Here is a 22,897-nt window from a genome sequence, read left to right as displayed (position 1 = left end):
GTGCATTGGGGCCTGGCCCGGCGGTGCCGCCCTCACGCCGACGGGGCCGCCAGGGCGAGACGCCGCTGCATCCGCCTCGCCGCGCCGCCGCGCCTCACATACGGCTCACGACGTCCGAAGCGTCGCCAGATACGTGGACACCAGGGTGCGGGCCCAGTCGGTGGAGGCGGGCTCGGCGGTGAAGACGGCGCGGTAGTAGAGCGGGCCGAGAAGGAAGTCCGCCGCCCTCTCCACATCGAGTGCCGCTCCCCCGCGTTCCCGTTCGCGTCGGATGATCGCGCCGAGCTGGCGGTGGCGGTCCTCGACGCAGGCACAGCCGCCCGCCGGACCGGAACCGATGGTCGCCCGCATAAGGGCGAGCGTGTCCGGGTCGGCGACGTCGGTGGCCACATCGGCGAGCCAGCGCTGGAGGTCGCCTTCGAGGGAGCCGGAGTCGGGGACGACCAGGTCGTCAGTGAAGCGGCTGGTGGCGACGTCGTTGAGGAGCTGGGCGGTGGATCCCCAGCGCCGGTACAGGGTGGTGGGATGGACGCCGGCGCGGGTGGCCACCGCGGGCAGGGTCAGGGTCTCCGCCTCCTCCTCGGCGAGGAGTTCCGCGACGGCGCGGTGGACGGCCGCCCGCACCTTCGCGGAGCGGCCGCCGGGACGTACTTGGGTCGACGAGTCAGCCATGGGGAAATTATCGCACTGATCGTTGCGTTAGTGGTAGCGTCCTAAACGCATCGATCACTGCTTTTGGAGTCGCGTCGTGTCCGGTCCCGCCCCGTCCCAGGTCCAGCCCGCCTCGCCGCCCACCGGCAGCCCGGCGCCATCGCAGGAGAGGCGACGACAGTTGAGCCGCCCCGTCGCCTTCGCCTCACTCGCGGTCGTCTTCGTGCTGTTCATGGCGGCCTCCAGCGCGCCCTCCCCCCTCTACGTCGTCTACCAGCAGGAATGGCACTTCTCCGCCACCACCCTCACCACGGTGTTCGCCGTCTACGTGCTCGGCATGATCGGGGCGTTGCTTGTCCTCGGCGCCCTCTCCGACCACCTCGGCCGCCGCCCGGTCCTGCTGGCCGCGACAACCCTCGAAGCCGTCTCCATGTTCCTGTTCCTCACCGCGGGCAACGTCGGCCTCCTGCTGACGGCACGCTTCATCCAGGGCATCGCCACGGGGGCCGCCATGACCACACTCGGCGCCGCCCTGTCCGACCTCAACCCCACACACGCCCCGCACCGGGCGGGCCTCGTCACCGGCACCGCGCCCACCTTCGGACTCGGACTGGGCTCGCTCGGATGCGGACTGCTCGTCGAGTACGGCCCGCACCCCACCCGCCTCGTCTACGTCCTGCTGCTCCTCGCCCTCGTGATCGCGGGCGCCCTGCTGTCGGCCCTGCCCGAGACCTCGCTGCGCCGCCCCGGCGCCGTCCGCTCCCTGCAACCCCGCCTGCGCATCGCCGGCCACCTGCGGGCCGACCTGCTGAGCCTGGTCCCGATCCTCATCGCGAGCTGGGCGCTCGGCGGCCTCTACCTCTCCCTGGGCCCGTCCGTCGCCGTCGGCCTGTTCGGGCTCTCCAGCCATGTCGTCGGCGGACTCGTGGTCACCCTGCTCACCGGCCCGGCCTTCCTCACCGCTCTCGCCCTGCGCGGCTGGCCCGTCGCCCGCACCCTCGCCGTGAGCGCGATCCTGCTGCTGGTCGGCACGGCCGTCGCCCTGACCGGCGTGGAGGAGCACTCCCTGACCGCGGCCGCGGCCGGCACCGCGATCGCGGGCGTGGGCTTCGGCGGATCCGCCCTCGCCAGCTTCGGCACCCTGGCCCGCATAGCCCGACCCGCCGAACGCAGCGAGCTGCTCTCCGTCGCCTTCGTCATCTCCTACCTGGCCTTCAGCATCCCGGCCGTGATCGCCGGCATCGCCGCCACCCACGCCGGCCTGAAGGACACCTTCGTCACCTACGCGGCAACGGTCGCCGCCCTCTGCGCCCTCGCCCTGCTCGCCCAGCGCCTGCGCGCCACCCGCCCCGCCGCACCCGCGGGCCTCCCCCAGGCGTAGGGAGAAGCCCGAAACCGGTCGCCGCGGCTCGCTCGGGCCCGCGGCGACCGCGGTGTGCAGCACACGCAGGCTCTCTCCTGGAGCGCCGCCCGCTGCCCGACGACCCGCGCAACGACGGGCTACTGGCTGACCCGCCTGCGCCCACTGCGGGCAGCCGGTAGCCCCGGGCGAGGTGCGCGCCGAGGTGACCGCGGAGGGCTGGACACTGGCAGGGCCGGCCGTGGCTCACGAGGGCGTGCATGCCGTCCATGAACGGCATGAAGGTGTCACGCAACGACGGCGTGGGTGAGGCCTGGACGCCCCGGGCCCGCGACACAACCGGCTTCCCGGCGTCACCGGCCAGCAGGGCCGGAGCCGACGCGGCAGGCCGCGACCTGGATATCGCCCCGGCGTCGGGACCAGGTGAACCGCACCTGCCTCGGGGCCCATCAGCGTCGAGGTCAGCGACGTAAGGCACCTTCCCTTGGCCTGCGGGCCACAAATTCTCCCCGATCACGGCAACCTTTGTGCCCGTTACGGCAACTGGCAGGCAACTGGGTCCCAGAGCATGGCCCACCGCGCAAGAAAGACAGGCCGTTGCCAGATCAGAACCGCTCTCATCGCCGCCGTCCGGCAACCCGCCGCGTGATCGCCGCCGCCGTGGTCCTCGCCGCCGCGGGGGCCGCCGTACCGCTGGTCGCCCTGGCCGCACGCACGCCGGAGGCCCACACGCCGACCACGGTCGCCGACGCGGCGGCCGGCAGCGGCCGTTACTTCGGGACGGCAGTGGCCGCGGGCAGGCTCGGCGACTCCACGTACTCCACCATCCTCGACCGGGAATTCAACATGATCACCCCGGAGAACGAGATGAAGTGGGACGCCACCGAACCCTCCCGCGGATCGTTCAACTTCGCCGCCGCCGACTCGATCGTCAGCCACGCCTCCGCGCACGGCCAGCGCCTGCGCGGCCACACCCTGGTCTGGCACTCCCAGTTGCCCGGCTGGGTCAAGTCCATCACCGACGCCAACACCCTGCGCAATGTGATGAAGAACCACATCACCACCGAGATGGCCCACTACAAGGGCAAGATCTACGCCTGGGACGTGGTCAACGAGGCGTTCGCCGACGGCGGCAGCGGGCAGCATCGCAGCTCGGTGTTCCAGGACGTCCTGGGCAACGGCTTCATCGAGGAGGCCTTCCGCACCGCCCGGACCGCCGACCCCTCCGCCAAGCTCTGCTACAACGACTACAACATCGAGAACTGGACCGATGCCAAGACGCAAGGCGTCTACCGCATGGTCAAGGACTTCAAGGCGCGCGGCGTGCCCATCGACTGCGTCGGCTTCCAGAGCCACTTCGGTGCCGGCGGCCCGCCCGCCGGCTTCCGCACCACCCTGTCCGGCTTCGCCGCGCTCGGCGTGGACGTGCAGATCACCGAGCTCGACATCGCCCAGGCGTCCGCCACCGCGTACACCAACGCCGTCCAGGACTGCCTCGAGGTCGCACGCTGCACGGGTATCACGGTGTGGGGCATCCGCGACAGCGACTCCTGGCGCACCGGTGAGAACGCGCTGCTGTTCGACGCGGGTGGCAACAAGAAGCCCGCCTACAGTGCTGTGCTCACCGCTCTCGGCGGCACGGGCAGCACCGGCGGCGGCACCGGCGACGGCAGCGGCAGCGGCAGCGGCAGCGGCAGCGGCGCGCAGGCCGGGGGCCTCACCTCCGGCACCGTCTACACGCTCTCCAACACGGCCGCCGGACGCGTTCTCGACCAACCCGCGGGACAGAACGGCAACGGCACCCCGCTCCAGGTGTGGGACGCCAGCGGGGCCTCCAACCAGCAGTGGAAGGTCGTACGGAACAGCGACGGCTCCTACACGCTCACCAACGTCGCCAGCGGCCGGGTACTGGACGAGCCGGCCAACCGGACGGCCAACGGGACGAGAATGACAGTCTGGGACGCCAACGGTGGCGCCCACCAGCACTGGAAGGCCCGCCAGAACGGCGACGGCTCCTACACGCTGACCAACGTCGCCAGCGGCCGGGCGCTGGAGCTCCCCGGCGGTCGCACCGCGAACGGCACTCCGGCCCAGATCTGGGACACCAACGGCGGCGCCAACCAACGCTGGAACGTCCAGCCGACCGCGGCACCGAAGAGCGACACGTGTGCCCTTCCGTCGTCGTACCGATGGACCTCGACGGGCGCCCTGGCGCAGCCGGCGAACGGGTGGGCCTCGTTGAAGGACTTCACCACCGTGTCGTACGACGGCAAGCACCTGGTCTACGGGTCGAACTCCTCGGGATCGGCCTACGGCTCGATGATGTTCAGTCCTTTCACGAGCTGGTCGGACATGGCGTCGGCCCGCCAGACCGGCATGAGCCAGAAGGCGGTGGCGCCCACCCTGTTCTACTTCGCGCCCAAGAAGATCTGGGTGCTTGCGTACCAGTGGGGCCCGTGGCCCTTCAGCTACCGCACCTCCAGCGACCCCACCGACCCCAACGGCTGGTCCGCGCCGCAGCAGTTGTTCACCGGCAGCATCCCCCGCACCGACTCCGGCACCGGCCCGATCGACCAGACCCTGATCGCCGACGACAAGAACATGTACCTCTTCTTCGCCGGTGACAACGGCAAGATCTACCGGGCGAGCATGCCGATCGGGAACTTCCCGGGGAGCTTCGGCTCGTCGTACACGACGGTCATGAGCGACACGGTCAAGAACCTGTTCGAGGCGCCGCAGGTCTACAAGGTCCAGGGCAAGAACCAGTACCTCATGATCGTCGAGGCGCGGGGGGCGAGCGAGCAGCGCTACTTCCGATCCTTCACTGCCACCAGCCTGAACGGGCCGTGGACCCCGCAGGCCGCCACCGAGTCCAACCCCTTCGCGGGCAAGGCCAACAGCGGCGCCACCTGGACCAACGACATCAGCCACGGCGACCTGGTCCGCAGCAACCCCGACCAGACCATGACCATCGACCCCTGCAACCTGCAATTCCTCTACCAGGGCAAGTCCCCCGACACACCGCCGAACACCTCCTACGACAACCTGCCCTACCGGCCGGGCATCCTCACCCTTCAGCGCTGAGCCGCCCGGCCAACACTCACCACCTCGGGGAACCCCGGCCGTGCGTCGGCCGGGGTTCCTCTGTTTACTGCTGGCAGGCAGAGGCCAACGCGCAGTCCTGATGACGTGGGACATCACCGTGGACTCACCGGTCGCCCGGACCTACCATCACGAGCCCTGGCCGTGAAGCAGGGACAGAAGCCACCTTCGCTGCTCTTCACCGCTGGCCAGCGCCACGTCAGCCCGCAGTTCCAGCCGGTCCTGGAGGGCATCCGGTGCCCCGCACGGGTCCGGGTCGGCCGCGCACCAAGCCGGACAGGGTCCGTGCGGACAAGGCGTACGGCTCCGGCGCTACCAGGACCTAGCTGCGAAGACGCGGGATCGGCTGCACGATCCCGGAGACTTTCGCAACACTCTCAGTGATCAGGGCCTCAGGAATCGGGGTCCTGTGTTCGGCTCCGTGGGCTCAATCGGTCGATCTCGGCGAGCACGCGGTCCATGTGCGGACGCAGCTGCGCCCGAAACGCCTCGCTCCAGCTCTCTTCGGAGTACCGGCAGTTGAGATAGAGGTTCCTGGCGTGCTCGAGGACGGGGCGATGTTCGGGAGGGAGTTGGGCGAGGGCCCAGTCGGCGGCGGCTTCCTTCGACCTGATCTGGCCGGTGGCGAGCGTGGTCCAGATGCGTGCAAGGGTCAGTAGGACGTTGCGGGTGTCGCCCTCCAGGTTGTCGAGCAGGTCGGGGATGCCCGCCACGCTTGCCCGGACCAGGTCGGGTTGCGGGACGCGGTCGAGAACCTGTGTCGGCCGCGGGCCGATGAGAGGGTGGTCTCCGGTCAGCGCCATCGTGATCAGCAGGGCCAGATCGGGCATCGGCTCCGGCTGGGGGACCTCCCCGGCCTCATACTCGGCGCGCAGCCATTCGCCGTACAGGAAGTCGCAGGTCGGAGGGTATCGCCATGGCTGGACCTCGGACTGGACGACCACGGTGAGCTCGACCGGGCGGACCATGTTACGGGAGCCGGAGATCCCGAGCAGGCCACCGAGGAGCGCTCGTCGCTCACCCTCGTTCATCGACCGCCGGGAGACGATGAGCACGTCCACGTCGCTGGCCGGCCTGAGGCCACCGAGCACGGAAGACCCGTGAAGATAGGCGCCGATGGCATCCCCACCCAGCACGCCGCTGGTCAATCCCACGATCTCCTGAAGCTGATCCACCGCGCCAGTGTCTCTCGTCGTCCGGTCCGGCTGCACGGGAGTACGGGTCGGCTCGCGGTCCGCCGCCAGGCGACTCTGCTGGTCGCGCCCGTCAACGAGTGGCGGTGACCGGCACTTTGGCAACAGACCCTAATCGACCAACTCACCTGCAAGTCGACGAGTGGGCCGCCACGTCCAGAAGCCTTGTCAGGGCCAATCAGAGCCGATAGGAGCGCGATCCCCAGCAACTCTCTAAGCCTCGCCTCAGGTTGATCGAAGACAATGAGCGGCAAAACAACGACTGGAAGGGGGGCGGGCCTGCGTGCGGATCATGATCGCGGATGATGAAGCGGCCATCCGTGAGTCGCTGGAGCGGGTGCTCCAGGTCGAGGGTTATGACACGAGCACCGTCGCCAACGGTTTCGCCGTGCTCGACGGGGTCGTGGGGGCCGACGGCGACACGCTGGATCTGCTGATCCTCGACGTGATGATGCCCCGCCTCGGGGGGGGGTGGAGACCTGTCGGAGGTTGCGGGCCGCGGGGCGCGACTTGCCGGTGCTGATGCTGACCGCCCGTGACCAGGTCTCCGACCGGGTCACCGGGCTGGACGCGGGCGCCGACGACTGAAAACCCAAACGGACTGGTTCCGGGGAGTCGAAATGCCACGCGAAGCCAAGGAGAAGATTGCGTTCCGAAATGCGGAAAAACTGTTCGGAATGAAAGTTCCCACGAAGTGACGCGTCAACGATGCGCGGTTCGACCTGCACACCGTCATCCAGTGGGAGTCTTTCGCGCAGGAGCTGGGCTCTTCTCTGACTACGCCTAGCACCGGGCGTGCCTCCCGACCGGCGCTGCGAACGCCGGGCTGCTCCGCGACCAATCGCAACGACCACACAGGCGGATCAAGAACAGCAAACGACGTCCCCCTCTGAGCGATAGGTCACTCTCAACTCCTCAGCCACATAGGTTTCCTGATGACTCGTCGGGTAACACGGCAATCGCCGGCTGGGAAGGCCCCGGCCGGAAGGGAGTTTCGATCATGAACCGGACCCGGTTACACCGCCGCTCGGCCGCGATTCTGGCGAGCGCGACGGCCATGGCCGTCCTGCCCACGGTCACCGCAGCGGCGGCCCCCGCACAGGCCCAGCCCTGCGTGCAGAAGGTGGCCGTCGTCAACAACGCCGGCTTCGTCCTTTCCTGGGCCGCCACCGCCCGCACCGGCGAGCAGTCCGCCCCGACCGACGAATACCCGATCAACCAGACCAGGGTCATCGACCTGTCCACCACCTCCTGGCCGGAAGGTACCGACGTCCACCCCTACATCGACGCGGTCGCTGGAACCAAGGAGTTCGGCAGCTCTTACGTCTCCTACTGCGACAACGGTCAGACGGCCACGTACACCGTCACCGGCACCACCTTCGACTACTCGGTGACCCTGCTGACCTGACCGGCCACCGCAGGGTTCTCACGCGGCCGTGTCGCGCAGGTGCGCCGACCCCGCCCACCCGCTGGTCCGGGCGCTCCACCACTGGAGCGCCCGGACCAGTGCCGCGAAACCGGCCGACTGCCGCGAACCCGGCCGACATGCACCTGCTGCTGCACAACCGCCGCTTCCTCACCGCGCACTGCGCCCAGGGAACTTCCCTGCTCGCGTACAAACAGCTCTACCTCGCTCTCTCGGCCGAGGTTCAGCGCGCGGTCGGCAAGCCACATGGCCTGCGGCCGCTCCGCCCAGCAGGTAACGCTCACCCTGATACCCCTCTCGCGCATCCACTGAACAGCGCCGTCCCATGGTCATCCACCGTGTGAATGGCCCGAATACGGGATTCGGATCGCTCAGGGGATGGCAGGAGCGCCGCGGGCGACCCATAGTCGTCCCGACCCGCACGTACTCGTACGCCGCTGTCCGGATCAGTGGCCGACCCTGCGGCCACTCCCCCACATGCCGTGCGCCGTCGGTGCCCCCGAGGCCGTGTCCGCTTCCGTACGCCGTCCCCTGGAGTAGCCATGCCTGGTTCCGTCCCGCCGTCCGCGACATCGTCGACCGCGGTCGACGATGTGGCGTCGCCGCCCGTCGCTGCCTCCGGACCGGCCCATCTGCTGCGCGTGACCCTGCTGATGGCGGGCAGTTGCCTGCCGATCCTCGGGGCGGTGCTGATCGCCCCGGTGCTGCCGAAGATGCAGGACCATTTCGAGTCGACGCCGGGTGCCAAGGCGCTGGTGCCGTTGGCGCTGACCGTTCCGGCGCTGGCGCTGGCACTGCTGGCGCCCTTCGCCGGAGTGATCGTCGACCGGCTGGGCCGCAAACGCCTGCTGATCGTGACGACTCTGCTGTACGCCGTGTTCGGTACGGCCCCGCTCTATCTGGACTCCCTCGGCGCCATCGTCGCCAGCCGTGCCCTGGTCGGCATCGCCGAAGCCGCCATCATGACGTGCTGCACCACGCTGATCGGCGACTACTACAGCGGCGCACAGCGGGTGAAGTACCTTGCCCTACAGACCATGTGCGCTTCCGCGTCGGCCACCGTCTTCTTCGTGATCGGCGGTGCCGCCGGGTCGGCGGGCTGGCGGGTGCCCTTCTGGGTGTACGCCGTGAGCCTGGTGCTCGCCCCGCTGATGGCGACCGCTCTGCCCCACCCGGCGTCCCGCGCCGCCGTCGACGAGCTCCCCGCAGAGGTGGAGGTCCGGCGCAGCTTCCCGTGGCGGCAGTTGCGGGGCATCTGCGGCCTCACCTTCTTCGGGGCCATGGTCTTCTACACCGTCCCGGTCGAGATGTCGTATCTGCTCGACGACCTCGGGGTGAAGAACTCCGGTGTCATCGGCCTGGCCACCGCGGTCTCGAGCGCCGCCACCGTGGGCGGAGCCATCACTTTCGCCCGGCTGAAGCGCGCCCCCGCCCCGATGTTGCCCGCTGTCCTCGGGCTCTGCGCGGTCGGCTTCGGGGTGATGTTCCTGGCCGGCAACGCGCCGCTGCTGGTCGTCGGGGGCGTGATCAACTGCGTGGGCACGGGCATGCTGCTGCCCGCCCTCCTCACCAGCGCCATGTCCCGGCTGGCCTTCGAGGACCGCGGCAGGGGAACGGGGCTGTGGACGGCGGCCTTCTTCGGCGGCGAGTTCGTCTGCCCGCTCGTGCTGCTGGCCGGGGAGTCGGCGGTCGGCACGCTCGCCGGCGCGGTGGGTGTGCTCGGGCTGGCCACCGGTCTCGTGTCCGCCGGCCTCTATGTGGCCCGCCACCGCGGCGGTGCCGTCGACCGGCCGCTTCCGAAGCAGGCGGTCTGACGATCTGACGGACGCGCGATCGGTTCGAACTGCCGTGATGTGCCACCGCGAGGTCGCGGCGGCACATCACGGCCTCGTCGTGTCAGCGCGGCGCAGCGGCATGCGAGGCGCCCCGAGCCTGTCGTGCCAGCGCGGCGCAGCGGTCTGCGAACCCCCCCCCCAGCCCGTCGTGTCAGCTCGGCGCAGCGCCCTACGAAGCCTCCCCGAGCCCGTTGAGGCCGTCACCCTCGGCTGTCAACGTCGCCCCCACCTCCGCCGCCTTCTGCCGCAGCCAGATGTGGGCTGCGTCCTGTGCGTGCACGGGGTGCCACCACATCGCCTCCTGCACCGGTACGGCCTCGAACGGGCAGGGCAGGACACGCACCGCCGCGGCACGGACAGCCCGGCGGGCGAGCCGCTCCTGGATCATCGCGACCCGGCGGGTTCCCTCGACCATGTGCGGCAGCAGCTGGAAGGTCTGCACGGACACCTCGACCCGGGGGCTGATCCCGATCATGCTGAGCTGGCGTGCCGCCGGGGCGTCGTAGGGGCGCTGGTAGACGGCCCAGGGCAGCCGGGCCAGATGGTCGAGTGTGACCTCGTCCCGGACCTCGGGGTGGTCGTCGGCGACCAGGCACAACCACCGGTCGCTGAACAGGTCGACCGCCGGCAGACCGTCGATCACGCCGTGGGGCATCAGCAGCCCGTCGACGGTGCTCAGCACGGTCGCCGTGTTCTCCACGACGGAAGGCGCCGGGTGCTGGAAGGCGAGCCGGATCCCGGGTGCCTCGCGGTGCAGGGCGCGGGCCAGGGCAGCCCCGAACACGGCCGCGCCGTAGTCCGATGCGAGCAGGGTGAACTCGCGGGTCTCGGCTGTCGGATCGAAGTCGGCCTGGCTGGTGAAGACCCGTTCCAGCAGGTCGCACGCGGTCGCGCTGCGGTCGCGCAGGGCCACGCCGAGGGGGGTCAGCTCGTAGGAGTTGCCGGTCCGGGCGAGCAGCTCGTCGTCGAAATGGCGTCGCAGCCGGGACAGCGCCGCGCTCATCGCCGGCTGGCTGAGCCCGATGCGCTCACCCGCCCGCGTGACGTTGCGTTCCTCCAGAAGGGCGCGCAGGGCGACGACCAGATTGAGGTCGAGACGGGACAGGTTCACCGGGCACCACCTGGAGGTCAAGGGTATTTGTCACGTGGATTTGCATCATCCACAGGATTCATTTCCGCGATCTGCGCATGACGGTCACAGTAGACCGCAACTCAGCGGGAGGAAATCTCATGGCAACGCTCGCGCAACCTGTCGGCCCGTTCGCACTCGGCACGCTCTCCGCGCCTGACGGGCGGCTGTTTCCCGGCCTGGTGGTCCGGGACCGGGTGCTCGACCTGAGCCAGGTTCTGGCCTGGAGTCCGGCCGATGTGCGGACCGTGCTGGAACGGTGGGAGGAGATCCTTCCCGTTCTGCACGTCCTGGCGGGCGAGGACGCCCTGGAGTGGCAGCCACTCGACGGCCTGAGCGTGCATGCCCCGGTCGAGCCCCGCCAGATCTTCCAGTCCGGCGCCAACTACCGGCAGCACGTGATCGACCTGGAGGTCGCCCACCGCTCCCCCGACGACCCGCGCTCGGCCGAGGAGGCACGCGCGGAGATCGCCGCAGTGATGGACCGGCGGGCCGCGGAGGACCTGCCGTACGTGTTCATCGGCCTGCCCAGCACCATCGCCGGCCCCTACGACGACGTAGTCCTGCCCGCCTGGGCCGAGCAGCCGGACTGGGAGCTGGAGCTGGCGGCCGTCATCGCCAAGCCTGCCCACCGGGTCTCCGTCGAGGACGCACTGGAGTACGTCGCCGGGTACACGATCGCCAACGACCTCACCGACCGCGCCACCGTCTTCCGCCGGGACATGAAGGCCATCGGCACGGACTGGCTGCGCTGCAAGAACGCCCCTGGCTTCACGCCGCTCGGCCCGTGGATCGTCCCCGCCGGATCGATCGCGGACCCCGGTGAGCTCCGGGTGACGCTGAAGCTCAACGGCCGGACCATGCAGGACGAGTCGACCAAGGACATGCTCTTCGGCGTCGCCCGCCTGGTGTCGTACATCTCGCAGACCGCCCGGCTGCTGCCGGGAGACCTGGTGCTCACGGGCTCCCCGGCCGGAAACGGTATCCACTGGGGACGGCTGCTGCGCGACGGCGACGTCATGGAGGGCTCGATCACGGGGCTGGGCGTTCAGCGCACCCGCTGTGTCGCCGAGGAGGCGGACGCATGATCGACCGGACGGATCCCGAGGGCGCGATCGCCGAGGCCGCCAAGAAGTACTCCAACTGGGGCCGCTGGGGTCAGGACGACGTCCTCGGCACGCTCAACTTCCTGGACGAGGCGAAGCGGCGCGAGGGCGCGGCCCTGGTGCGCCGGGGCGTGAGCCACTCGCTCTCGCAGGCTTTCGACATGGACGGCCCGCAGAAGGGCTGGCGCCGGCGCACCAACCCGGTGCACACCATGCTGGACACCGGCACCGACGCGGCCCTCGGCAACCAGGGCTTCCCGCACGGCATCGGCGGCGCCGACGACGTGATCGCGATGCCGCTCCAGTGCTCCACGCAGTGGGACGGGCTCGGGCACATCTTCGACCACGGCAACGCGTGGAACGGGCGCAAGGCCGAGAAGGTCGTCACCTCCGACGGCGATCTCGTCACCGGCATCGAGCACATGGCGCCGCACGTCGCCGGACGCGGAGTGCTCCTCGACGTCGGCCGGGTGATCGGCGACGAACACGGAGAACTCCCCGACGGCTTCGCGATCACCGAGGAGCACCTGACCGCGACGGCCGCGGCGCACGGCGTGGCCGTCGGCCGCGGGGACATCGTCGTCGTACGGACCGGGCGGCTCACACGCGCCCGCCGTGAGGGCTGGGGCGACTACGCGGGCGGAGACTCCCCCGGCCTGTCCTTCACCACCGCCGGCTGGCTGCACGCGAGCGAGATCGCCGCCATCGCCACCGACACCTGGGGGTTCGAGGTACGGCCGAACGAGTTCGACCACGCCTTCCAGCCCCTGCACCAGGTCGCCATCCCCAACATCGGCCTGCTGATCGGCGAGATGTGGGACCCCGACGCCCTCGCCGCCGACTGCGCGAGTGACGGCGTGTACGAGTTCTGGCTCACCGCAGCCCCCCTGCCCATCACCGGAGCCGTCGGCTCCCCCGTCAACCCTGTCGCCGTCAAGTAGCACGCAGAGCCGGGCCGGATGCGTACTCCCCGGACAGCAGCCGCGCATCCGGCCCCCACCCGCTCCACCCGCCCACGGGTGATGCACCACAACACCAGCCCGCTCTCCAGGCGGGCGAGCCGCACCCTGCCGCCCGAAGCCGCGCGGCCCGATCTCGGGAGGATCCCGACATGGCAGACAGCCCGACACCAAGAGTGCTCGTCATCGGCGGAGGCGCCTCCGGCAACGCCGTGACCGTTCTGCTGCGCCGAGCCGGCATCACCGTCGACCTCATCGAGGCCAAGCCCGACTGGAACGCCACCACCGGCTCCGGCATCACCCTCCAGGGCAACGCCCTGCGCGTGCTGCGCGGACTGGGCGTCTGGGAGCAGGTGAGGGCTTCCGGCTTCGCCTTCGGCACGCTGGGCATCACCACCCCAGACGGCACCGTGCTGCATGTCGCCGAGGACATCAAGACCGGCGGCGACGACCTGCCCGCCACCCTCGGCATGCAGCGCCCCCAGCTCCAGCAGATCCTCATCGACGCGGTCCGCGCCAGCGGCGCCACGGTCCGCCTGGGCACGACCGCCGAGACCCTGAAACAGGACGCCGACGGAGTCTTCGTCCTCTTCAGCGACGGCACCGAAGGCCACTACGACCTGGTCATAGGGGCCGACGGCCTCAACTCCGCCACCCGCGCCGCGATCGGCATCACCGACAGGCCCGAGCCGACCGGTATGGCCATCTGGCGCATCGCCGCCCCCCGCCCTCAGAGCGTGCAGCGCAGCGACCTCGCCTACGGCGGCCCGGCCTACATCGCCGGCTACACCCCCACCAGCGAGACCACCATCTACGCCTTCCTCGCCGAGAAGTGCCGCGACCGCGCCTCCATCGACACGGCCTCCTACGCCGACGAGATGCGCCGCCTCGCGCAGGCCTACGGCGGAGCCTGGCCGGAGATCACCCGGCACATCACCGACCCGTCGAAGGTCAACTACACCTGGTTCAACCGGCTGCTGGTGGAGGGGTCCTGGCACCGGGGCCGCGTCGTGCTGATCGGGGACGCCGTCCACTGCTGCCCGCCCACCATCGCCCAGGGCGCGGCCCAGTCCCTGGAGGACGCCCTGGTCCTCGCCGAACTGCTCACCAGCGGACGGGACTGGGACAGCGAACTGCTCCAGAGCTTCCACGAACGCCGCATCCCCCGGGTGCGGGCCGTCGTCGAGGCGTCCGTGCAGATCGGCCAGTGGCAACTCGACGGCGTGCGTGACGCCGACGTCCCCGGGCTCATCGCCCGCATCATGAACCTCCTGAAGGAACTGCCGTGAGCACACCCACCGTGGACGTGCACGCGCACGTCCTGCTGCCCGAGGTCGACGCCCTGGTGGCGGGCCTGCCGGGACTGGCCGAGGCCCGGGCCCTCGACGTCCGCCGCAACGGGCCAGCGGCCCTCGCCGTCAGCGGCCCCATGGTCCGCGAGCGCGCCCCGAGGATGACCGACGTCTCCGCGCGGCTGTCCGCGATGGACGCCCAGGGCGTGGACGTGCAGTTGGTCAGCCCTTCCCCCTCGCACTACCACTACTGGGCGGACGAGGAGACCGCCGAGAAGGTCTTCCGGCTCGCCAACGAGGCGACGGCAGCACACTGCGCCCAGGCCCCCGGACGGCTGCACGGGCTCGGCCTCGTCCCCCTGCAACACCCCGAGCAGGCCGTACGCGCCCTCGAACACGCCCTGGAACAGGGCCTGTCGGGTGTCGAGATCTCCAGCCACGCCCCCGGCCGCGAACTGTCCGACCCGGCGTACGAACCCTTGTGGACCCGCGCTTCGCAGACAGGCGCGATCGTCTTCCTGCACCCCTTCGGCTGCACGCTCGACGAGCGCCTCGACCAGTGGTACCTGTCCAACACCGTGGGCCAGCCGGTGGAGAACGCGGTCGCGCTGTCGCACCTGATCTTCTCCGGTGTGCTGGACCGGCACCCCGGCCTGAAGCTGATCGCCGCCCACGGCGGTGGCTACCTGCCCACCCACATCGGCCGCTCCGACCACGCGTGGTCCGCCCGCTCCGACGCGGGCACCGGCTGCGCTCATCTGCCCAGCAGCTATCTCAAGCGCCTGTACTTCGACTCCCTCGTCCACGACCCGCACGTCCTGCGGGAGCTCGTGCGGGTGGCCGGTGCGGACCGTGTCCTGCTGGGCTCCGACTACGCCTTCGACATGGGCACCGAGGACCCCGTCGCCGCTCTGCGCGCCGCCCGGCTGCCCGACCCCGACTTCCACGCCATACGCGGCGCGAACGCCGCCGCGCTTCTCGACCTCGCCTGAGGAGGCCCCCCACATGTCCCACCGCTTGCTCACCCACCTGCGGCACGTCGACCTCGCCGTGCCCGACTACGACAAGCAGCTCGACTTCTACGCCGGCACCTGGGGCCTGACCAAGGTCGCCGAGGACTCCGGCATCTCCTTCCTCGCCGCCGAGGGCAGTCCCGAGCAGTACGTCGTCCGGCTGCGCAAGGCCGACGAGAAGCGCCTCGACCTCGTCTCCTACGGCGCCGCGAGCGCCGCCGACGTCGACACACTGGCCGAGCAACTCCTCGCGGGTGGTGTCCAGTTGGTCTCCCAGCCGGGCAAGGTGGAGACGCCTGGCGGTGGTTACGGCTTCCGCTTCTTCGACGTCGACGGACGGACCATCGAGGTCTCCGCCGATGTCGAGGTACGGCAGCACCGCAAGATCGAGGAGAAGGAGTCGATCCCGGTCAAGCTGTCGCACGTCGTCCTCAACTCCCCGGACCTGGACAAGACCAGGGCCTGGTACGAGGAGCACCTCGGATTCCGGCTGTCCGACACCCTCGGCCACCCGCACATCGGCGACGTCATGCACTTCATGCGGATCAGCAACCAGCACCATTCCATGGCCATCGCCAAGGGACCGCACACCTCGCTGCACCACATCTCCTTCGAGATGCGCGGCATCGACGAGTACATGCGCGGCTCCGGGCGTGTGATGCGCGCCGGCTTCAAGAAGATCTGGGGGCCCGGCCGGCACATGGCCGGCAACAACACCTTCACCTACTTCCTCGACCCGCACGGCAACACCGTCGAGTACTCGACGGAGTTGGAGCTGCTGGACGAGGACACCTGGCACCCGCACGTCTACGACTTCTCCCAGCCCGAGGTCACCGACCAGTGGGGCACCGCGAACCCCATGAACGAGCTGGTCACCAAGGAATCCTTCAACGACGTCGACCGCGGCGTGTTCGTCGCCCCGCCGGTCTGACCGGCGAAGCCCTCAGTCCCCGGGGGCGCGGTGGCCCTGTCACCGCCCTGACTCCCTCGCCGCGCCCCCGGCCTTCACGCCCATCCCTCACGCCGACAGGGAACCTTCATGCGTTTCGCCGCGTACGAGTACCGCAACAGACTCCAGGTGGCCGTCGTCGAGGAGGACGGCACCCTCTACCCCCTCCCGGGTGTCGATTCCCTGACCGGTCTGCTCGCCCAGGGCGGCGGCCTACCCGAGCTGCTGGAGGCGGGCTCCGCCACGCTCGACACACCCGCCGGCCCCCACGTCTCCGAGGTACGGCTGCTGCCCCCGCTCCAGCCGCCCACCGTGCGGGACTTCGTCACCTTCGAGGAGCATGTCGAGGGCGTACGACGGTCGGTGGACGGGGCCGCAGGTGTGCCCGAGCAGTGGTACGCGGCCCCCACCTTCTACTTCACCAACCCCTACGCGGTGTGCGGCCCGCACGACGACATCCCCGTGCCGCCCGGCTCGACCGCGCTCGACTTCGAACTCGAAGTGGCCGCCGTGATCGGCACCGAGGGCCGCGACCTCACACCCGAGCAGGCCCGCGACCACATCGTCGGGTACACGATCCTCAACGACTGGTCGGCACGCGATCTGCAATCCGCAGAGATGAAGGTGGGCCTCGGCCCCTGCAAGGGGAAGGACACCGCCACCACACTGGGCCCGTACCTCGTCACGGCTGACGAACTGGACAAGTACCGGGACGAGGACGGATTCCTGCGGCTCGCCCTCACCGCGTCCATCAACGGCCAGACCGTCGGCACGGACCTTCTGTCCAACATGAGCTGGACCTTCGAGGAGATGGTCGCCTACGCCTCGCGGGGCACCCTCGTCCGTCCCGGCGACGTCCTCGGCTCCGGCACCTGCGGCAACGGCGGCTGCCTCGCCGAACTGTGGGGCGTACGCGGCGAGCAGGACCCGCCCCCGCTCAAGCCCGGCGACACGGTCACCCTCACCGTCGAGGGCATCGGCAGCGTCTCCAACACGGTCGTCGCCGGGGCCACCCCGGTGCCCCTGCCGACCGGCCGACGCCGCTCCCGGGAGCGGCCGTGACCCGGCACCAGGAGAGGCTTCTCGGCAAGGTCGTCGTGGTCACCGGCGCCGCCCGCGGCCAGGGCGCCGCCGAGGCCGAGGCCCTCACCCGCGAGGGTGCCCAGGTCATCGCCACCGACGTGGCCGAAGCCCCGGGCTGCCGCCGGCTCGACGTCACCAGCGAGAAGGACTGGGCCGAACTCGCCGCCGAACTAGGTGAGACGTACGGACAGGTACACGGCCTGGTCAACAACGCGGGCATCACCTGGCGCGCCCGCCTCGACACCGTACGCCCCGAGGACATGGCCCGTGTCCACGCGGTCAACGTGACAGGCCCCCTCCTTGGCATCCAGCACCTCACTCCGCTGATGCGCCCCGGGGCATCCGTCGTGAACGTCGGCTCCTCGGCGGCGCTGACCGCCCACTACCCGGTCGCCTACACCGCCAGCAAGTGGGCCTTGCGCGGCCTGTCGGCCACCGCCGCCATGGAACTCGGCCCACGCGGCATCCGCGTGAACACCATCCACCCCGGCTACATCGAGACCGAGATGACCTCTTCCGCCGCGCCCGCCTTCCGCGAGGCCAACCTCGCAGGAACACCTCTCGGACGCACCGGAACCGTCGACGACATCACCCCCCTCGTCGCCTTCCTCCTCTCCGACGAGTCGTCCTTCATCACCGGCGCCGAGATCCCCGTGGACGGAGGCCTCACCGCGCACGGCGGCGCCAAGCCGATCTCGGACGCCGTACGCACCTACTGAGCGTTAGCGTTTCAAGAGATGTAGTGGGCAAGGCGGTTTTCCAGTGACCGGGGCAGCGGGTACGCGCGCTCTACGACAGAGCCTCCTCTCAGCCACGATCGTGTGAGCGTCGTAGTCGGCACGAACTGATACACGGTCGCTTCGGGGACGCGTGCCGTCTCGCGTGGATGCCAAATTCGGCACGCGTTCGGGAGTCACTCGTCGACCAGCCGCCGAAGCAGACAGTCGCCGACGACCAGCGTGAGCATCCCGAGAACGGGTCCCGCCGGTCCTTCGATCTGCGACTTCAAGTTGGCGCAAGCTCATTGAACGTCACCCCCGACGCACGTCGTTGTCGTCTCCTACGGAGTCGGGCTCTGCCGCCCGAATTCATCGAACCGGTTCGACGAAACGTAGCACCGGCGAATCTGGCCAGCAACGGTCTCGACACGGGTCACTGGGGCGAGCGCGGCCGATCGTTGCGGGCGCCGACTCGGTGCGCTGACCCTCGCATCCGCTCCGGAAGCAGCGATAAGCGGGTGCTTAACAAGGCAATACGGACACACATCCCTGGGTGGCGACGTTTCCGCGTCGTTACGAGAAAACGACCACGAGGCGTTGACACCCGCCCGAGTTGCTCCTACCTTCACTTCACGCGAACCGGTTCGACGGTCGAAATCCAGTCGACTCGGTCCGCCTGAAGAACCGAACCGGTTCGACTGTCTTCGGCGAGGAGTCCCCGTGAACATCGGTGAGATTGCCAAGAGGGCCGGTGTCTCGCGGAGCACCGTGTCGTACGCCCTGAGCGGCAAGCGCCCCGTGTCCGAGGACACCCGCCGCAAGATCCAGCGCGTCATCGACGAACTGGGCTACCAGCCCAACGCGAGTGCCCGGGCCTTGGCCAACGGCCGGACCAACACCATCGGTCTGGTCTTCCCGCCCGCCGGGAACCACTACACCGGCATGCAGCTGGACTTCATCGGCAGCGTCACCGAGGCCGCCGCAGCCCACGACTACGATGTGCTGCTCTCACCGAGCGGCGCGGACAGCGACCGTTCGTTCCAGCGGCTGCTGGGCGAGCGGCGGGTCGACGGCGCGATCCTCATGGAGATGCGTCTTCAGGACGACCGGCTCGACCACCTCACCGAGGTGGGATTCCCCTCCGTCGCCATCGGCCGCACCGCGAATCCGCAGGGCAGCTGGTGGGTGGGCCTGGATCACACGGTGCTGGCGGCGGCCTGCGTACATCACCTGGCCGACCTCGGTCACCGTCGGGTCGCCCTCGTCAACCGTCCCGAGCCGCTGCTGCGGGCCGGGTACGAGTCCGCGCACCGCGGTCTGGACGGTTTCACCAAGGCCGCGGCGGAACGCGGGCTGACCGTCCGGACGTACTGCTGCGGGGACGACGCCGCCTCGGGCCAGGCGTGCCTGGAGCAGATCCTGCACGACGACCCGGCCACCACGGCCCTGGTCACGCTGAACGAGGCCGCACTGGGCGGCATTTACCGGGGGCTGGCTCAGGCCGGCCGCCGGGTGCCCCACGACTTCTCCGTCACCGGAGTGGTGGCCGGCAGGTGGGCGGAGACGGTGACCCCGCAGCTCACCGCGGCGGACGTGCCGGCGGAACAGATGGGCCGCCTCGCTGTGGAACTGCTCGTGGAGCGGCTGAACCATCCCGCCGCGCCCGCCCGCCACCACCTGCTCGCGCCGCCGATCTCGCTGCGAGCCAGCACCGCTCCCCCCGGCCCCGGGCCCGCCGGCGCCGCCACCGACCTCGGTGCCCCCGCGCACCCCTGAGCGCCCTTCCCATCCCCCCGCACTCCGCACGAAATACCGGGCGATGGCGGGACTCACCGTCCCGAGCCCAGCAGTCCCCGACACCCTCCAGGGCACACCTGTGCCGACTCCCAGGGCACAGCCGTGCCGATTCCAGGGCACACCCGTGCCGCGCACTCATGAGGAACCGCAATGAAGCGAACCAGCAGAAGGCGTCTCACCGCCGCCGTCCTGACCGTCGTCGCCGTCACCACCGGCGCCACCGCGTGCTCCTCCGGCGCGAGCGGTACGTCCACGAAGGGCGCGGACAGCAAGACGTACACGATCTGGGACCCGTACCCGCAGTTCAGCAAGGGCTCGGAGTGGACGAAGCTGCTGGACGGCTGCGGTACCGAGGCCGGCGTGAAGATCAAGCGGACCGCGTTCGACACCAGCGACCTGACGAACAAGGCGCTGCTGGCCGCACAGCAGGGCAACTCCTCGGACATCCTCATCGTCGACAATCCGGTGGTCTCCACGCTGGCCGAGGCGGGCGTGCTGACCACCACCGACGACAACAAGCTGGACACGTCGAAGGTGAGCCCGAACCTGCTCGCGGCAGGTCAGTCGGGCGGGAAGACCTACGGCACGCCCATCGGCGCCAACACCCTCGCCCTCTACTACAACAAGAAGGTCCTCAAGGCGGCAGGGGTGGACATCTCCTCGGTCAAGGACTGGACGTCCCTGACGGCGGCGCTGGCGAAGGTCAAGGCGGCGGGCAAGAAGGGCATCACCTTCTCCGCGATCGGTACCGAGGAGGGCAGCTTCCAGTTCCTGCCCTGGTTCTGGGGCTCCGGCGCCAAGCTGACCGCGCTCGACTCCGCCCAGGCGACCTCCGCGCTGTCGCTCTGGAAGGGCTGGCTGGACAAGGGCTACGCCCCCAACTCGGTGATCAACAACACCCAGACGACCAGCTGGCAGGAGTTCGCCGGCGGCGACTACGCGTTCGCGGAGAACGGCACCTGGCAGCTCGCCAACGCCGACAAGGCGGGCTTCGACTACGGGGTCATCCCCGTCCCCGCCGCCACGGGAGGAGCCGCGGAGGCCCCGACGGGCGGTGAGTTCGTCACGATGCCGGTCCAGCAGGACACCGGCCGCTACGCCACCTCCCAGAAGCTCGTGTCCTGCCTGACCAACAGCCAGAACCTGCTCCAGACGGACACGACGCTGTCCTACGTGGCCCCCACCACTGAGGTCCAGGACCAGCAGGTGACCGCGAACGCCAAGCTGAAGCCGTGGGTGGACGCGGTCAAGGCCGCCAAGGGCCGCACCAGTGACGACCTGGGCACCAAGTACCCCAAGATATCCGAGCAGTTGTGGAAGGCCGTCCAGTCCGCCCTCAGCGGGTCGGCGTCACCGAAGGACGCCCTCGGCTCGGCACAGTCCGCCGTCAAGTAGTCGAGGACTCCGGCCAGCCGATGAAACCCATGACACAGGTGCCCAAACGCCGGTCGGTGCGGAGCCGGAACGGGGCGGCCACCGCCGCCCCGTCCCCGGCCCGCGCACGAGCCCGGCGCCGTCCGACCTCCCAGCCGGGGGTCCCCCCGGGCGGAGCCTGGGGGAGGGCAGCCTGGGCCTTCCTCGCCCCGGTCACCCTCTACCTCGCTCTCTTCTACGCCTATCCGCTCTACCGCAACCTCGACCTGAGCCTGCGCAACTACACCGTCCGCTCCTTCGTCCAGGGCGACGCGCCGTTCACGGGACTGGCCAACTACCGCAAGATCTTCGACGACCCGACCTTCGCCCCGGCCCTGCTGCACACCGTGGTGTTCACCGCCGTCTGTCTGGTCTTCCAGTACGCCATCGGGCTGGCCCTCGCGGTCTTCTTCCACCAGAACTTCCGGCTCTCCGCCACCCTGCGCGCCCTGTTCCTCGTCCCGTGGCTGCTGCCGCTGATCGTGTCGGCGTCCACCTGGTCCTGGATGCTCAACAGCGACTCCGGGATCATCAACACCCTGCTGGGCGCTTTCGGCGTCGGCCCGGTCAACTGGCTGACCTCACCCTCCTGGTCCCTGACCTCGGTGATCATCGCCAACATCTGGATCGGCGTCCCGTTCAACCTCGTCGTCCTGTACAGCGGCCTTCAGTCCATCCCCACCAGCCTGTACGAGGCCGCCGCCCTGGACGGGGCGAACGCCTGGCGCCGCTTCTGGAGCATCACCTTCCCGCTGCTGCGCCCGGTCTCCGCGATCACCCTGCTGCTGGGCCTGGTCTACACGCTCAAGGTCTTCGACATCATCTGGATCATGACCAAGGGCGGCCCGGCGGACTCGTCCACCACCTTCGCCACCTGGTCGTACCAGCTCGGCTTCGGCAACCTGCTGCCCGCCTTCGGCCCCGGCGCGGCCGTCGGCAACCTGCTCGTCGTCGCCGCCCTGGTCTTCGGCCTGATCTACCTGAAAGTCCAGCGAAAGCAGGCGCTGTCATGACAGGAATCGCCCTCAGCACCCCAGGGCACCGCAACCGCACATGGGTCAAGACGACCGTCGGCGTCCTGCTGACCGCGGCCATGCTCTTCCCGGTGTACTGGATGATCAACGTGTCCTTCACCCGCGACCAGGACATGCGCAAGAGCCCGCCCGACCTGTTCCCCGTCCACGGCACGCTGGAGGGCTACCGCGCCGTCTTCGATCAGCAGTTGCCCTACCTCGGCACCAGCCTGGTCATCGGCCTCGGCACCGTCGTACTGACCGTGGCCGTGGCCGCGCCCGCCGGCTACGCGCTGGCGAAGCTCCGCCCACGCGGAGGAGGCGTACTCAGCTTTCTCCTCCTGGTCGCCCAGATGGTCCCCGGCATCATCATGGCGATGGGCTTCTACACCATCTACCTCCAGCTCGGCCTGCTCCAGTCCGTCCCCGGACTGATCGTCGCCGACTCCACCCTCGCCGTCCCCTTCGCGGTCCTGATCTTCACCGCGTTCATGTCCGGCATCCCGGGCGAGCTGATCCAGGCCGCGCAGATGGACGGAGCAAGGGCCCTGCGCACCTTCTGGTCGATCGTCCTGCCGATGAGCCGCAACTCGGTCGTCACGGTCTCGCTGTTCGCGTTCCTGTGGTCCTGGTCCGACTTCATCTTCGCCAGCACCCTCGCCAACGGCGGCGCCCATGAACCCATCACGCTCGGCATCTACCACTACATCGGCAACAACAACCAGCAGTGGAACGCCATCATGGCCACCGCCGTCGTGGCCTCCCTGCCCGCCACGGTGATCCTCGTCCTCGCCCAGCGCTACGTCGCCGCCGGCGTGACCGCCGGTGCCGTCAAGGACTGACCACTGCCCCGCCGG

18 protein-coding genes and 1 pseudogene are annotated in these 22,897 nt (G+C 69.7%); 16 read left to right on the top strand and 3 right to left on the bottom strand.

Annotated features, from left to right (window positions below):
- Positions 1-105: 105 nt before the first annotated feature.
- Positions 106-672, bottom strand: coding sequence for a TetR-like C-terminal domain-containing protein (locus IF54_RS0125690; protein ID WP_030322653.1), 567 nt, complete (start codon positions 670-672; stop codon positions 106-108).
- 160 nt (positions 673-832) lie between these two features.
- Here IF54_RS0125690 and IF54_RS0125685 point away from each other — a divergent pair, with 160 nt between their 5' ends.
- Both IF54_RS0125685 and IF54_RS0125680 read left to right on the top strand, forming a co-directional pair.
- Positions 833-2,032: an MFS transporter gene (locus IF54_RS0125685; protein WP_234439058.1), complete on the top strand. Its 1,200-nt coding sequence runs from the start codon at positions 833-835 to the stop codon at positions 2,030-2,032.
- Positions 2,033-2,656: 624 nt separating this feature from the next.
- The gene (locus IF54_RS0125680) at positions 2,657-5,095 is read left to right on the top strand and encodes a non-reducing end alpha-L-arabinofuranosidase family hydrolase (protein WP_030322650.1); all 2,439 of its coding nucleotides are present in this window, start codon (positions 2,657-2,659) and stop codon (positions 5,093-5,095) included.
- A gap of 410 nt (positions 5,096-5,505) precedes the next feature.
- Here IF54_RS0125680 and IF54_RS0125675 read toward each other — a convergent pair whose 3' ends face one another.
- Entirely contained in the window at positions 5,506-6,288 is a 783-nt protein-coding gene (locus IF54_RS0125675) for an aminoglycoside adenylyltransferase family protein (RefSeq protein WP_030322646.1), read from the bottom strand.
- 301 nt (positions 6,289-6,589) lie between these two features.
- Between IF54_RS0125675 and IF54_RS39770 the strand changes: the two are divergent.
- From IF54_RS39770 to IF54_RS0125660, 3 genes and pseudogenes are all read left to right on the top strand, one after another.
- A pseudogene (locus tag IF54_RS39770) lies at positions 6,590-6,891 on the top strand (response regulator); the annotation flags it as partial.
- Positions 6,892-7,306: 415 nt separating this feature from the next.
- Complete coding sequence (locus IF54_RS0125665) at positions 7,307-7,714, top strand: hypothetical protein (RefSeq protein WP_030322644.1); 408 nt, start codon at positions 7,307-7,309, stop codon at positions 7,712-7,714.
- Between the two features lie 560 nt (positions 7,715-8,274).
- Positions 8,275-9,546, top strand: coding sequence for an MFS transporter (locus IF54_RS0125660; protein WP_030322642.1), 1,272 nt, complete (start codon positions 8,275-8,277; stop codon positions 9,544-9,546).
- Between the two features lie 190 nt (positions 9,547-9,736).
- Here IF54_RS0125660 and IF54_RS0125655 read toward each other — a convergent pair whose 3' ends face one another.
- Positions 9,737-10,678, bottom strand: a complete 942-nt coding sequence (locus IF54_RS0125655; RefSeq protein ID WP_030322641.1) for a LysR family transcriptional regulator — start codon at positions 10,676-10,678, stop codon at positions 9,737-9,739.
- A 119-nt stretch (positions 10,679-10,797) separates the two neighbouring features.
- On the opposite strand from IF54_RS0125655, the gene IF54_RS0125650 reads away from it, so the two are divergent.
- The 11 genes from IF54_RS0125650 (at position 10,798) to IF54_RS0125595 (ending at position 22,882) form a co-directional block, all read left to right on the top strand.
- Positions 10,798-11,784, top strand: coding sequence for a fumarylacetoacetate hydrolase family protein (locus tag IF54_RS0125650; RefSeq protein ID WP_030322640.1), 987 nt, complete (start codon positions 10,798-10,800; stop codon positions 11,782-11,784).
- Complete coding sequence (locus IF54_RS0125645; protein WP_030322639.1) at positions 11,781-12,743, top strand: cyclase family protein; 963 nt, start codon at positions 11,781-11,783, stop codon at positions 12,741-12,743. The genes IF54_RS0125650 and IF54_RS0125645 overlap by 4 nt, the downstream gene beginning before the upstream one ends.
- Positions 12,744-12,913: 170 nt before the next feature.
- Complete coding sequence (locus tag IF54_RS0125640) at positions 12,914-14,050, top strand: FAD-dependent oxidoreductase (protein ID WP_030322638.1); 1,137 nt, start codon at positions 12,914-12,916, stop codon at positions 14,048-14,050.
- Positions 14,047-15,045 (top strand): amidohydrolase family protein, encoded by a 999-nt coding sequence (locus IF54_RS0125635; protein ID WP_030322637.1) that lies wholly within the window; start codon positions 14,047-14,049, stop codon positions 15,043-15,045. Before IF54_RS0125640 ends, IF54_RS0125635 begins: the two co-directional genes overlap by 4 nt.
- A 13-nt stretch (positions 15,046-15,058) precedes the next feature.
- A complete protein-coding gene (locus tag IF54_RS0125630; RefSeq protein WP_030322635.1) occupies positions 15,059-15,997 on the top strand; it encodes a VOC family protein in 939 nt (312 codons plus the stop codon).
- 108 nt (positions 15,998-16,105) lie between these two features.
- Positions 16,106-17,077 (top strand): fumarylacetoacetate hydrolase family protein, encoded by a 972-nt coding sequence (locus tag IF54_RS0125625; RefSeq protein ID WP_030322632.1) that lies wholly within the window; start codon positions 16,106-16,108, stop codon positions 17,075-17,077.
- Positions 17,074-17,817: an SDR family NAD(P)-dependent oxidoreductase gene (locus tag IF54_RS0125620; protein ID WP_030322631.1), complete on the top strand. Its 744-nt coding sequence runs from the start codon at positions 17,074-17,076 to the stop codon at positions 17,815-17,817. Before IF54_RS0125625 ends, IF54_RS0125620 begins: the two co-directional genes overlap by 4 nt.
- A gap of 720 nt (positions 17,818-18,537) precedes the next feature.
- Positions 18,538-19,593 carry a LacI family DNA-binding transcriptional regulator gene (locus IF54_RS0125610; RefSeq protein WP_030322630.1) on the top strand — a complete coding sequence of 352 codons (1,056 nt, stop codon included), beginning with the start codon at positions 18,538-18,540 and terminating at the stop codon, positions 19,591-19,593.
- A gap of 171 nt (positions 19,594-19,764) precedes the next feature.
- A complete protein-coding gene (locus IF54_RS0125605; protein ID WP_030322629.1) occupies positions 19,765-21,009 on the top strand; it encodes a sugar ABC transporter substrate-binding protein in 1,245 nt (414 codons plus the stop codon).
- A 20-nt stretch (positions 21,010-21,029) separates the two neighbouring features.
- Positions 21,030-22,040, top strand: coding sequence for a carbohydrate ABC transporter permease (locus IF54_RS0125600; RefSeq protein ID WP_030322628.1), 1,011 nt, complete (start codon positions 21,030-21,032; stop codon positions 22,038-22,040).
- A complete protein-coding gene (locus tag IF54_RS0125595) occupies positions 22,037-22,882 on the top strand; it encodes a carbohydrate ABC transporter permease (RefSeq protein WP_030322627.1) in 846 nt (281 codons plus the stop codon). Before IF54_RS0125600 ends, IF54_RS0125595 begins: the two co-directional genes overlap by 4 nt.
- Positions 22,883-22,897: the final 15 nt, after the last annotated feature.

This window comes from Streptomyces sp. NRRL B-3229 (genome assembly GCF_000719505.1).
GTDB lineage: Bacteria > Actinomycetota > Actinomycetes > Streptomycetales > Streptomycetaceae > Streptomyces > Streptomyces griseorubiginosus.
The sequence above is the reverse complement of the archived record's forward strand: the minus strand, read 5'-3'. Positions and strand labels throughout refer to the sequence as shown.

Bases quoted from the DNA above. Each gene is read 5' to 3' on its own strand.
- IF54_RS0125605 (WP_030322629.1), top strand. From the start codon at position 19,765: ATGAAGCGAACCAGCAGAAGGCGTCTCACCGCCGCCGTCCTGACCGTC.
- IF54_RS0125650 (WP_030322640.1), top strand. From the start codon at position 10,798: ATGGCAACGCTCGCGCAACCTGTCGGCCCGTTCGCACTCGGCACGCTC.
- IF54_RS0125640 (WP_030322638.1), top strand. From the start codon at position 12,914: ATGGCAGACAGCCCGACACCAAGAGTGCTCGTCATCGGCGGAGGCGCC.
- IF54_RS0125660 (WP_030322642.1), top strand. From the start codon at position 8,275: ATGCCTGGTTCCGTCCCGCCGTCCGCGACATCGTCGACCGCGGTCGAC.
- IF54_RS0125595 (WP_030322627.1), top strand. From the start codon at position 22,037: ATGACAGGAATCGCCCTCAGCACCCCAGGGCACCGCAACCGCACATGG.
- IF54_RS0125630 (WP_030322635.1), top strand. From the start codon at position 15,059: ATGTCCCACCGCTTGCTCACCCACCTGCGGCACGTCGACCTCGCCGTG.
- IF54_RS0125690 (WP_030322653.1), bottom strand. From the start codon at position 672: ATGGCTGACTCGTCGACCCAAGTACGTCCCGGCGGCCGCTCCGCGAAG.
- IF54_RS0125625 (WP_030322632.1), top strand. From the start codon at position 16,106: ATGCGTTTCGCCGCGTACGAGTACCGCAACAGACTCCAGGTGGCCGTC.
- IF54_RS0125600 (WP_030322628.1), top strand. From the start codon at position 21,030: ATGAAACCCATGACACAGGTGCCCAAACGCCGGTCGGTGCGGAGCCGG.
- IF54_RS0125645 (WP_030322639.1), top strand. From the start codon at position 11,781: ATGATCGACCGGACGGATCCCGAGGGCGCGATCGCCGAGGCCGCCAAG.
- IF54_RS0125665 (WP_030322644.1), top strand. From the start codon at position 7,307: ATGAACCGGACCCGGTTACACCGCCGCTCGGCCGCGATTCTGGCGAGC.